Raw genomic sequence first — 10680 nt, 5'->3', positions numbered from 1 at the left:
ACGCCGGCACCAGATTGATCCGCGGCCGCGTCAACAGTATTCCTCTTGTCGACAAGAGGATTCCCCATGAAAGCCACCAAGACCAAGGCCGCGCCCGCCCCGGAGCGCAAGCGCGGCTCGGGCGTGAAATTCGTCTATGACCTGCTGCGCAATGAAATCCTCGATCTCGTCCTGCCGCCCGGCAGCCCGATCGACGAGGTGCAGCTTGCCGAGCGCTTCAGCATGTCGCGCACGCCGATCCGCGAGGCGCTGGTGCGTTTGGCCGGCGAAGGGCTGATCGACACGCTGCCGAACCGCTCGACCATGGTGGCGAATCTCGATTTCCTCAACATGTCGCCCTTCTTCGACGCGCTGACGCTGATGTACCGCGTGACGACGCAGCTTGCCGCGCAGAACCGCCGCCCGGCCGACCTCGAAGCGATCCAGGCCCGGCAGGCGGAATTCGCCGCCGCAGTGAAGGCGCAGGATGCCCTGGCGATGATCGCCACCAACGCCGCCTTCCATGCCGCCATCGCCGAAGCCGGCCGCAACCCCTATTTCAACAGCTTGTTCAGCCGCCTTCTCGACGAGGGCCGCCGCTTCCTGCGGCTCTACTACCAGTCCTATGACGACCGCTTGCCGCAGCAGTTCGTCGACGAGCACGAGGCCATGATCGCCGCGATAGTGGCGCGCGACATGGCGTTGGCCGATCGCCTGGGCAAGGCTCATGCCGAACAGATCGTTCAGCAGATTCAAAAGCTTATGATCGGAGAGGACAGGCTCGACGTTACGCTCTGAGCTTTTTGCGTAATTCTTGTCGACAAAGAATATGCAAATCGCTATAAAGCGCTCGGGAGGAGCGCGTCGCGTCGCGACGGGGTCTCCGCAGGAACGACAGCCAAAAGGAGACCGAGATGAAGGCCCAGATTTTCTCCGGCGTGATCCCCGCGCTGATGACCCCGTGCAAGGCGGACCGTACGCCCGATTTCGACGCGCTGGTGCGCAAGGGCAAGGAGCTGATCGCCGCCGGCATGTCCGCCGTCGTGTATTGCGGCTCGATGGGTGACTGGCCGCTCCTGACCGATGCCCAGCGGATGGAAGGCGTCGAGCGCCTGGTGAAGGCCGGCATCCCGGTCATCGTCGGCACCGGTGCGGTCAACACCGCTTCCGCCGTCGCCCATGCCGCCCACGCCCAGAAGGTCGGCGCCCAGGGCCTGATGGTGATCCCGCGCGTCCTCTCGCGCGGCTCGGTCATCGCCGCCCAGAAGGCTCATTTCAAGGCGATCCTGACCGCTGCGCCGGGCCTGCCGGCCGTGATCTACAACAGCCCCTATTACGGCTTCGCCACCCGCGCCGACCTGTTCTTCGCGCTGCGCGCCGACCATCCGAACCTCGTCGGCTTCAAGGAATTCGGCGGTGCCGACGACATGCGCTATGCGGCCGAGAACATCACCAGCCGCGACGACGACGTCTCGCTGATGATCGGCATCGACACCACCGTCGTCCATGGCTACGTCAATTGCGGCGCGACCGGCGCGATCACCGGCATCGGCAATGTCCTGCCGAAGGAAGTGCTCCATCTCTGCAAGCTCTCGGTCGCCGCCGCTGCCGGCGACGCCGAGGCCCGCCGCCGCGCACAGGAACTGGAGCAGGCGCTTGGCGTGCTCTCCTCCTTCGATGCGGGCCCGGACCTCGTCCTGTTCTTCAAGCACATGATGGTGATGAAGGGCGACGCGGAATACACGCTGCACTTCAACGAGACCGATGCGTTGAGCGACAGCCAGCGCGGCTATTGCGAAGCCCAGCTCAAGCTGTTCGACGCCTGGTATGCCGACTGGTCGAAGCAGGACGCCGTGCGGAAATACGCGGCCTGATCCTGCAACCCTGCGCGGCGGAAGACCTTCCGCCGCGCGTCGAAAAGCTCCATGCCGGGCGTGTCCGGGCGGCTCGCCGGCCGCGGACGACATTTCAGCCCGCATTCGTGAAACGCATCCGCAGATGGCCAAGCCCGATGTCATCGTCATAGGCGCCGGCGTGGTCGGCCTCTCCGCCGCGATCGCGGCGCAGGGGCGCGGCCTTGCGGTCACCGTACTGGACAAGACCGGGCCGGCCGCGGGCGCCTCCGCCGGCAATGCCGGTGCCTTCGCCTTTACCGACATCCTGCCGCTGGCCTCGCCCGGCATCTTGCGCAAGGCGCCGAAATGGCTGCTCGACCCGCTCGGGCCGCTTTCGGTGCCGCCGGCCTATGCGCTCCGGATCGCGCCCTGGATGTTCCGTTTCTGGCGCGCCTGCTCGCCTGCCCGCGTCGCGCATTCCACGGCGGCGCAGACCGCCCTGATGGACCTGTCCAAGGCAGAGCTCGAACCCTTCCTGCAGGAAACCGGCACCTTCGGGATGCTGCGCAAGGACGGCAATCTCCAGGTCTACGAGAGCAAGGCCGAGCTTGAGGCTTCCCTGCCCGGCTGGCAGGCACGCGAGGAACACGGCATCGCCTTCCGGCATCTCGACGCCGACGGCATGGCCGCGATCCAGCCCGGCCTCGCCCCGCGCTTCACCCACGGCACCTTCACCCCCGGCTGGTATTCGATCGCCGACCCGCAGGGCTATACGCTGGCGCTGGCCGAGCATTTCCGCGCCCGCGGCGGCATTATCGAGCGGCTTGAGGTCGAAAGCCTGCAGCCGCTCGGCGACGGCATAGCGGTCCATGTCCGAGGCGGCCGCTCGCGCCAGGCCGCGCAGGTCGTCCTTGCCGCCGGTGCCTTCTCCCATCGCATCGCCCACAGCCTCGGCGAGCGCATCCCGCTCGAGACCGAGCGCGGCTACAACACCACGCTGCCGCCCGATGCCTTCGACCTGCGCACGCAGGTCACCTTCGGCGGCCACGGCTTCGTCGTCAGCCGGCTCTCGATCGGCATCCGCGTCGGCGGCGCCGTCGAGCTCGGCGGGCTCGACCTGCCCCCGAATTTCCGCCGCTCGGAGGCGATGCTGGCCAAGGCCCGCGCCTTCCTGCCCGGCCTTAGGCCCGATGACGGCGTGCAATGGATGGGCTTCCGCCCCTCGCTGCCGGACAGCCTGCCGGCGATCGGCCGCGCTCGCGCCACGCCGCGCGTGGTCTACGCCTTCGGTCATGGCCATCTCGGCCTGACGCAATCGGCCGGCACCGCCCGGCTCGTCGCCGATCTCTTGACGGATCGGCCCCCAGTTATCGATATCGCTTCCTTCTCACCGCAGCGCTTCTGAGAGACGAAGGCCATGGCCAGCCACACCTTCTCCTGCATCGACGGTCACACTTGCGGCAATCCGGTGCGCCTCGTCTCCGGCGGCGGCCCGCGGCTCGAAGGCAACACCATGCTGGAGAAGCGCGCGCATTTCCTGCGCGAGTTCGACTGGATCCGCACCGGCCTGATGTTCGAGCCGCGCGGCCACGACATGATGTCGGGCTCGATCCTCTATCCGCCGACCCGCCCCGATTGCGATGTCGCCGTGCTGTTCATCGAGACCTCCGGCTGCCTGCCGATGTGCGGCCACGGCACCATCGGCACCATCACCATGGGCATCGAGAATGGGCTGATCACCCCGCGCGAACCGGGCAAGCTCTCGATCGACGCACCCGCCGGCAAGGTCGATATCAGCTACCGCCAGGAAGGCCGCTTCGTCGAGGAGGTCCGCCTGACCAATGTCCCGGGCTTCCTCTATGCCGAGGGCCTGACGGCCGAGGTCGAGGGCCTCGGCGAGATCGTCGTCGATGTCGCCTATGGCGGCAATTTCTACGCCATCGTCGAGCCGCAGAAGAACTTCCGCGACATGGCCGACCATACCGCCGGCGAGCTGATCGGCTGGTCGCCGAAGCTGCGCGCCGCGCTGAACAAGAAATACGAGTTCGTCCATCCCGAGCACCCCGAGATCCAGGGCCTCAGCCACATCCAGTGGACCGGCAAGGCGACAAAGCCCGAGGCCCATGCCCGCAATGCCGTGTTCTACGGCGACAAGGCGATCGACCGCTCGCCCTGTGGCACCGGCACCTCGGCCCGCATGGCCCAGCTCGCCGCCAAGGGGAAGCTCGCGGTCGGCGACGAGTTCGTGCATGAATCGATCATCGGCTCGCTGTTCAAGGGTCGCGTCGAGGCTGCCGTGACCGTCGCCAACCGGCCCGCGATCATCCCTTCCATCGCCGGCTGGGCCCGGATGACCGGCTACAACACGATCTTCATCGACGATCGCGACCCCTTCGCCCACGGCTTCGTCGTGACGTAAGGGGGCTCAGCAGCTCGCTTCACTTCACAGAGTGCTTTCTGTTCGATGCCTTAGGCCTCGGCGACGATGACGCGCCCGACGACGTTCGACAGCGCGGCCAGAGCCGGCAATCGCCTCGCCTTCCTGTCGGTCACGATGGCGGAAACCCGGTCGAGCTCGCAGAAGCGAACGCGGCTCGTGACGCCGATCTTGGAATGGTCGGCAATCAGGACGACGCTGGCCGAATTGGCGACCATGGCCCGGGCGATCTCGGCGGTGTGCTCGAAGAAATTGGTCGCTGCGCCATCCACATCGACGCCAAAGGGCGACAGCAGCGCCACATCGGCCTTGAAGCGGTAGATGTCGTTGATCGTGGACGCGCCGCCGGTCTCCGGCGGCTCATGCACGATGGCGCCACCGAGCAGGAAGACGCGGCTGCCCATCCTCTGCTGGGTCGAGGCCATGCTGGTTGCGACCTGCAGCGAGTTCGTCAGGATGTTGAGCTCGGGAACGCTCTTCAGCTCCTCCGCCAGTGCCGCCGTCGTGGTCCCACCGTCGAGGAACAGCGTCTGGCCGCTTTTGATCAGAGCCAGCGCAGCCAGTGCGATGGCACGCTTTTCCTGCAGCCGTACCGTGGAACGGGCGCCGTAGGACGCATCCTGCTCTGCGGGAAGGCTGACCGCACCACCGTGGATGCGCCGCAACCGGCCGTCCCGCTCCATGGCAACGAGATCGCGGCGGATCGACTCGTTCGAGACATCGAATTCCTGGGCCAGCCGCTCGACCGAAACGCTACCGAACGTCTCGAGAAGCGTGCCGATGCGCTGCTTTCGATCGCCTTGCCACATGTGCAATCGCCTCCTCCGCAACGCTCATGGCATCGCTCGCAGCGGCGCACAACCAGAGCCCTCATGAAATACACATAAATACACATTGCCACAGATATCCACAAATGCTAAGCCATCTCCAGAGCGATCGGGGATCACGAATGCGCGCCGGGAACAATCAGGACGAGTGGCTGGCTTTCGCCCTCCAACTCGCGACCGAAAGTGGCGCGATCCTGCGCGAGGCAGCGACCGTGCGCCCCGATGTCGAGGTCAAGCCCGATCGCAGCTTCGTCACCGCACTCGACGCCCGCATCGAACGGCGCATGCGCGAGATGCTGGCCGACCGTTTTCCGAGCCACGGCATCATCGGCGAGGAGGAGGCCCCCACCGATGGCGATGCCGACCTGGTCTGGGTGCTCGATCCGATCGACGGCACCGCCGCCTTCATCGCCGGCCTGCCGGTCTACGGCTCGCTGATCGCGCTGATGCGAGAGGGTGAACCGATCCTGGGGATCATCGACCATCCGATCACCGGCGATCGCTGGATCGGCGTCAAGGGCAGCCCCACCACGCATAACGGCCGCCCCTGCCGCACCCGCGCCTGCGGCGCGCTCGGCGAGGCCATCCTGTCCGCCAGCAATCCCGACTTCTTCGACGCGGAAGAGACCCCGGCCCTCAACGCCATGCGCGCGGCGACCGCCTGGCGCATCTGGGGCGGCGCCTGCATGAGCTTCGGCCTGCTGGCCTCGGGGCGCACAGATGCCGCCTTCGACACGCGGCTGAAGCTCTGGGATTTCGCGCCCTTCCGCCCGATCATCGAAGGTGCCGGCGGCGTCATCACCGATTGGGACGGACGGCCGATCGACCACCAGACGGGCAAGCGCATCATGGCGGCCGGCGATCCGGCCCGCCATCGCGAGATGCTGGGACTCGTCGAGACCGCGATGAAGCGCTAAGCCGACTACAGAACATTCGCTCCGAGACGGCGCCGATCCGCCGGAGCTTTCTTTTGGAGGGGAACGCCATGGGTATCGCGATCGAGGATCTGGCCGTCGCCTATGGCGGCCAGCGCGTCATCGACGGGCTCGCGCTGACGATCGAGCCGGGCACGTTCTTCACGCTGCTCGGCCCGTCCGGCTGCGGCAAGACCACGCTCCTGCGCACCATCGCCGGCTTCGTCCCGGCCGAGCGCGGCCATATGCGCTTCGGCGGCACGGAGGTGACGCATCTGCCGCCGCACAAGCGCGATATCGGCATGTGCTTCCAGGATTACGCGCTCTTCCCGGACAAGACCGTGTTCGACAACGTCGCCTACGGCCTGCGCGCCCGCAAGCTGGCGGAAAGCGCGATCAAACCCAAGGTCCAGGCGGCGCTGGAGCGTGTCGGCCTCGGCCATCTGGGTAGCCGCCATCCGGCCGCGCTCTCCGGCGGCCAGCGCCAGCGCGTCGCGCTCGCCCGCGCTCTCGTCATCCAGCCGAAGGTGCTGCTGATGGACGAGCCGCTTTCCAATCTCGACGCCAAGCTGCGCCTCCAGGTGCGCGAGACGATCGTCGAGCTCCAGCGCGAGGCGAAGATCACCACGGTCTTCGTCACCCATGACCGGGAGGAGGCACTCGCCATGTCCGACCGGATCGGCGTGATGAACCAGGGCCGGCTCGAGCAGGTCGGCACCCCCGCCCAGATCTACCGCGAGCCGCGCACCGGCTATGTCGCGGATTTCGTCGGCGGCGCCAATATCGTCGCGGTCGAGACCGCCGCGCGCCAGGCTGGCGAGACCGCGACCATCGCGCTCGACGGCGCCGCCATCACGGCCCGCGCCCCGGCCGCCCTCGTAGCCGGCAAGGCGACGCTGGTCGCCCGCCCCGAGGACATCCTGCTGGCCGAGCCCGGCACGGCCGGCACGCTGCCGGGCAAGATCGCGCATCGCCAGTATCTCGGCGGCAAGACCAGCTACAAGGTCGCGCTCGACAGCGGCCGCGTGCTCGCGGTCGACCTGCAGAGCGGCGCGCATGACCGCTTCGAGCCCGGCGCCAGCGTCGGCCTCGGCTTCGACCCCGCCCGCACGCTGGTGCTCGCGTCATGACCCGCCAGTTCAGCTCGATCTGGTTCTGGTTCTCCGCGCTGGCGCTGGCGATCCTGGCCGTCTTCCTGCTCTATCCCTTGCTCAACGTCCTGACCGGCTCGATCGGCAGCGGCGGCCGCAACGGCTGGGTGACCTTGGCCGGCGACCCCAAATATTTCGCCGCCATCCTTAACACCATCGTGCTCGGCATCGCGGTGACGTTGACCACGACGCTGATCGGCGTGCCGCTCGCCTATTTCACGGCGCGCTTCGACTTTCCCGGCAAGGGCATCGTCGCGGTGCTGCCGCTGGTCACGCTGGTCATCCCCGAGGTCATCGCCGCCCAGACCTGGCTGATGATGCTCGGCAATAACGGCTTCATCACGCGCTGGCTCGGCGGCCACGGCATCGACATGCCGAGCTTCTACGGCTGGCCCGGCCTGATCACGGTGATGACCTTCACCTATTACACCTACACCTATATCGGCACGCTCGCCGCCATCCGCGGCTTCGACGTGCAGCTTGAGGAAGCCGCCCAGAGCCTCGGCACCTCGCCCGCCCGCTCGCGCCTCAATGTCATGCTGCCGGTGGTGCTGCCCTCGGTTCTCGCAAGCGCGCTGCTGGTCTTCACGCTGGTCGTCGGCAATTTCGCGACCGCCACCATCCTCGGCAGCCGCGTGCCGCTGCTCTCGGTCCTGACCTATCAGGCCGCCGTCGCCGAGGGCGGCTCCGACCCGGTGATGCAGTCGACGCTCGCCACCGTCTCGATCGCGCTCGTGATGATCGTGCTCTTCGTCCAGCGCTGGATCGTCTCGCGCGGCCGCCACGAGGTCACGCAAGGCCGCGGCGCCCGCGCCGAGAAGCTGCGTGGCCTGCCGGGCCTCTTCATCGGGCTTGCCGCCGGGCTCCTCGTCATCGTCTCGCTGCTGCCGCTGGGCTCGATCGTCGTCGGCGCCTTCACCGTCTCGCGCGGCCCGGTCATGCGCTGGGGCGAGTGGACCACGGCCCATGTCGAGCGCCTCGTCAGGATCGCGCCCGATCCGGTGATCAACACCCTGCTCTATTCAGCCGCCGCGACCGCGATCGGCATCACATTCTCGGCAATCGTCAGCTACCTCATCGTCAAGAAGCGCAACATCCTGACGCCCGCGCTCGACTACCTGACGGCGCTGCCGCTGGCGCTGTCGGGCACGATCATCGGCATCGGCCTGATCATGTCCTTCAACACCGGCTTCCTGCCGCTCACCGGCACGGCCAGCATCATCGTGCTCGCCTATGTCGTGCGCCGCCTGCCCTTCGGCATCCGCAACTCCTCCTCGACGCTCTACAACATCCCGAACTCGATCGAGGAGGCCTCGATCAGCCTCGGCGTGCCGCCGGTCTCGACCTTCTTCAAGGTCGTGCTGCCATTGATGCTGCCGGCCGTCGCTGCTGCCGCGGTCCTGACCTGGACGACCACCGTCGCCGAGCTCTCGGCCTCGATCATCGTCTATTCCGGCGGGCGCGAGACCATGCCGATCCAGATCTACAAGCTGATCGACTCCAACCTGATGGCCCCGGCCTCGGCCTATGGCCTCGTGCTGGTCGCGGTGATCCTGATCCCGATCATCGTTGCGACCCGCGTCTTCAAGATCGACCTGTTCTCGTCGAAGAGCTGAACGAACCGAACCAGACAAGGCCGGGCCGGCGCCGCCTGCCGCCCGCGCTCAGAGGGGAAGGCGGAATGAAAGGAACGACCATGACCCACCTGATCGACCGCCGCACCGTGCTCGCCGGCCTCGCCGGCATGGCCGCCGCGCCTGCATTCGCCCAGAGCGCCTCGGGCACCGTCGTGCTCTACACCTCCAACAACGCGCAATCCGTCGACGCCGTGCTCGGCGTCGCCAAGGAGAAGCAGCCCAACCTGAAGATCAGCACGATCACCGGCGGCTCGGGCCAGCTGCTGCGCCGCATCGAGGCCGAGGCCGCCAAGCCCCAGGCCGACATCTTCTGGAGCTCCAGCGCCAATACGCTGGGCGCCTTCAAGCAACTCTTCGAATCCTATGCCTCCCCGGCCGCGTCCGCCATTCCGGCCGCGCTGCGCCACCCGGAGAACCTCTGGACCGCCTCGAACGTCCATCTCGTCGTGGCGATGATCAACAAGAACCAGCTCGGCGGGAAGCCGGCGCCGAAGACCTGGAAGGACCTGATCGACCCCGCCTTCAAGGGCAAGATCATCATCGCCGACCCCGCCAACAGCTCGACCGCCTTCACCATCCTCTGGGGCGTCGACAAGCTGATGGGCCCGGACGGCCTGAAGGCGCTCGCCGCGAACCTGACCGTCTCCAGCGCCGCCTCGACGGTGCTGCGCGCCGTCGGCCAGGGCGAATTCGCCATGGGCCTGACCTTCGAGTCGAACGCCTATGCCTATGTCGCCGGCGGCCAGCGCGAGATCTCGCTGCTCTACCCGGCCGAGGGCACCTTCTCGACGCCGGAGTTCCAGGTGCTGGTCAAGGGCGCGCCGGCCGGCGCCGCCGCCAAGGCGGCCTATGACCTGATGCTGTCGAAGGAAGCGCAGATCGCCCTGCTGGAGAACGCCTTCCGCCGCCCGAGCCGCAGCGACATCGACGTCTCCAAGCATGTCGAATTGCCCGCCATGGAAAGCGTCAAGATCTTCGCCATCGACGAGGACGAGGCCGCCGCCAAGCGCGACGAGTTCCTCAAGCGTTGGCAGTCCTACGGCACCGCCACGAAGTAAGCGGGCCGCCGCTTCGGCAGGTCCGGAACGGGGCGGTATCGCAACAGCTCTCAGGCGCCTCCGGGCGCCTGATTTCGTTTGAGGAAGCGGCCCGGTTGAAGCCGCTTCACGGCGCTTCGTCCCCTCCACGCCGGATCAGGAAGACCGCGGCGCCCGCGCTCATCAGCGCGAGGCAGAACCAGGTCAGCGCATAGATCAGGTGCGTGTTGCGGAAGCTGACCTGAGTCATGCCGCCCTGCGGCAGCGGGCCGGGTTCGGAAGCTGTATCGGCATCGACGAAAAAGGGCGCGACCACGCCTAGCCCGCGCGCAGAGGCGATCGCGGCGACATCGCGCGAATACCAACGTCCGGCAGAGGGATCGTTGCTGCGCAGGAAGCCGCCGCCGGGCTCGCTCAAGCGCAGCAGGCCGACCACCTTCGTGTCTGCCGCTCGCCGCTCGCTCGCATTGCGCCGGTCCTCCGGCACGAAGCCACGGTTGACCAGCACGGTGAAGCCGTCATCGCTGCGGAACGGCGCCAGAACCCAGAAGCCGGGCCCGCGCTCGGTCACCGCCATGGTCAGCGTCTCCGGTACATCGAGATAGCGGCCTTGCAGCAAGACGCGGCGGTATTCGTCGGTGGCTGCGCTGATCCTCGACCACTCCGCCGACCCCGGCGCCGCGACGGGGGCAGCATGAATCCGCGCCTCGACGCGGGCGATCAGGTCGAGCTTCCAGCTCCGGCGCTCAAGCTGCCAGATGCCGAGCCCGGCGAAAGCCAGCGTGAACAGGCCGAGCGCCGCCGCGAAGGCAAACCGGGCAAAGCCGCGACGCGTTCGCCCGCCCGCATCCATCGGCACCGAT

General features: G+C 67.4%; 10 protein-coding genes. 8 read left to right on the top strand and 2 right to left on the bottom strand.

Annotation, left to right across the window (positions count from 1 at the left end):
- Nucleotides 1-66: 66 nt before the first annotated feature.
- From AC07NY_RS01765 to AC07NY_RS01750, 4 genes are all read left to right on the top strand, one after another.
- Nucleotides 67-777 carry a GntR family transcriptional regulator gene (locus AC07NY_RS01765; protein WP_494581344.1) on the top strand — a complete coding sequence of 237 codons (711 nt, stop codon included), beginning with the start codon at nucleotides 67-69 and terminating at the stop codon, nucleotides 775-777.
- 116 nt (nucleotides 778-893) lie between these two features.
- A complete protein-coding gene (locus AC07NY_RS01760) occupies nucleotides 894-1853 on the top strand; it encodes a dihydrodipicolinate synthase family protein (RefSeq protein ID WP_494581342.1) in 960 nt (319 codons plus the stop codon).
- A 124-nt stretch (nucleotides 1854-1977) separates the two neighbouring features.
- Nucleotides 1978-3219, top strand: coding sequence for an NAD(P)/FAD-dependent oxidoreductase (locus tag AC07NY_RS01755; RefSeq protein ID WP_494581340.1), 1242 nt, complete (start codon nucleotides 1978-1980; stop codon nucleotides 3217-3219).
- A gap of 12 nt (nucleotides 3220-3231) precedes the next feature.
- Nucleotides 3232-4233, top strand: a complete 1002-nt coding sequence (locus tag AC07NY_RS01750; RefSeq protein ID WP_494581338.1) for a 4-hydroxyproline epimerase — start codon at nucleotides 3232-3234, stop codon at nucleotides 4231-4233.
- Between the two features lie 50 nt (nucleotides 4234-4283).
- On the opposite strand, the gene AC07NY_RS01745 is transcribed toward AC07NY_RS01750, so the two are convergent.
- On the bottom strand, nucleotides 4284-5060 hold the full coding sequence (locus AC07NY_RS01745) for a DeoR/GlpR family DNA-binding transcription regulator (protein WP_494581337.1): 777 nt from the start codon (nucleotides 5058-5060) through the stop codon (nucleotides 4284-4286).
- Nucleotides 5061-5200: 140 nt separating this feature from the next.
- On the opposite strand from AC07NY_RS01745, the gene AC07NY_RS01740 reads away from it, so the two are divergent.
- The 4 genes from AC07NY_RS01740 to AC07NY_RS01725 all read left to right on the top strand — a co-directional run bounded on the left by AC07NY_RS01740 (nucleotide 5201) and on the right by AC07NY_RS01725 (nucleotide 9838).
- Nucleotides 5201-5995, top strand: coding sequence for an inositol monophosphatase family protein (locus tag AC07NY_RS01740; RefSeq protein ID WP_494581336.1), 795 nt, complete (start codon nucleotides 5201-5203; stop codon nucleotides 5993-5995).
- A gap of 68 nt (nucleotides 5996-6063) precedes the next feature.
- Nucleotides 6064-7122, top strand: a complete 1059-nt coding sequence (locus AC07NY_RS01735; protein WP_494581334.1) for an ABC transporter ATP-binding protein — start codon at nucleotides 6064-6066, stop codon at nucleotides 7120-7122.
- A complete protein-coding gene (locus tag AC07NY_RS01730; protein WP_494581333.1) occupies nucleotides 7119-8759 on the top strand; it encodes an ABC transporter permease in 1641 nt (546 codons plus the stop codon). Before AC07NY_RS01735 ends, AC07NY_RS01730 begins: the two co-directional genes overlap by 4 nt.
- Before the next feature lie 80 nt (nucleotides 8760-8839).
- Entirely contained in the window at nucleotides 8840-9838 is a 999-nt protein-coding gene (locus AC07NY_RS01725) for an extracellular solute-binding protein (RefSeq protein ID WP_494581331.1), read from the top strand.
- A 106-nt stretch (nucleotides 9839-9944) separates the two neighbouring features.
- Here AC07NY_RS01725 and AC07NY_RS01720 read toward each other — a convergent pair whose 3' ends face one another.
- The gene (locus AC07NY_RS01720) at nucleotides 9945-10670 is read right to left on the bottom strand and encodes an SURF1 family protein (RefSeq protein WP_494583648.1); all 726 of its coding nucleotides are present in this window, start codon (nucleotides 10668-10670) and stop codon (nucleotides 9945-9947) included.
- Nucleotides 10671-10680: the final 10 nt, after the last annotated feature.

This window comes from Allobosea sp. GW821-FHT09G06 (assembly GCF_059416005.1).
This window is presented reverse-complemented; position numbering and strand designations above follow the sequence as displayed.

Excerpts from the sequence above, each read along its gene's own strand:
- AC07NY_RS01765 (WP_494581344.1), top strand. The coding sequence starts at position 67 with ATGAAAGCCACCAAGACCAAGGCCGCGCCCGCCCCGGAGCGCAAGCGC.
- AC07NY_RS01760 (WP_494581342.1), top strand. The coding sequence starts at position 894 with ATGAAGGCCCAGATTTTCTCCGGCGTGATCCCCGCGCTGATGACCCCG.
- AC07NY_RS01755 (WP_494581340.1), top strand. The coding sequence starts at position 1,978 with ATGGCCAAGCCCGATGTCATCGTCATAGGCGCCGGCGTGGTCGGCCTC.
- AC07NY_RS01750 (WP_494581338.1), top strand. The coding sequence starts at position 3,232 with ATGGCCAGCCACACCTTCTCCTGCATCGACGGTCACACTTGCGGCAAT.
- AC07NY_RS01745 (WP_494581337.1), bottom strand. The coding sequence starts at position 5,060 with ATGTGGCAAGGCGATCGAAAGCAGCGCATCGGCACGCTTCTCGAGACG.
- AC07NY_RS01740 (WP_494581336.1), top strand. The coding sequence starts at position 5,201 with ATGCGCGCCGGGAACAATCAGGACGAGTGGCTGGCTTTCGCCCTCCAA.
- AC07NY_RS01735 (WP_494581334.1), top strand. The coding sequence starts at position 6,064 with ATGGGTATCGCGATCGAGGATCTGGCCGTCGCCTATGGCGGCCAGCGC.
- AC07NY_RS01730 (WP_494581333.1), top strand. The coding sequence starts at position 7,119 with ATGACCCGCCAGTTCAGCTCGATCTGGTTCTGGTTCTCCGCGCTGGCG.
- AC07NY_RS01725 (WP_494581331.1), top strand. The coding sequence starts at position 8,840 with ATGACCCACCTGATCGACCGCCGCACCGTGCTCGCCGGCCTCGCCGGC.
- AC07NY_RS01720 (WP_494583648.1), bottom strand. The coding sequence starts at position 10,670 with ATGGATGCGGGCGGGCGAACGCGTCGCGGCTTTGCCCGGTTTGCCTTC.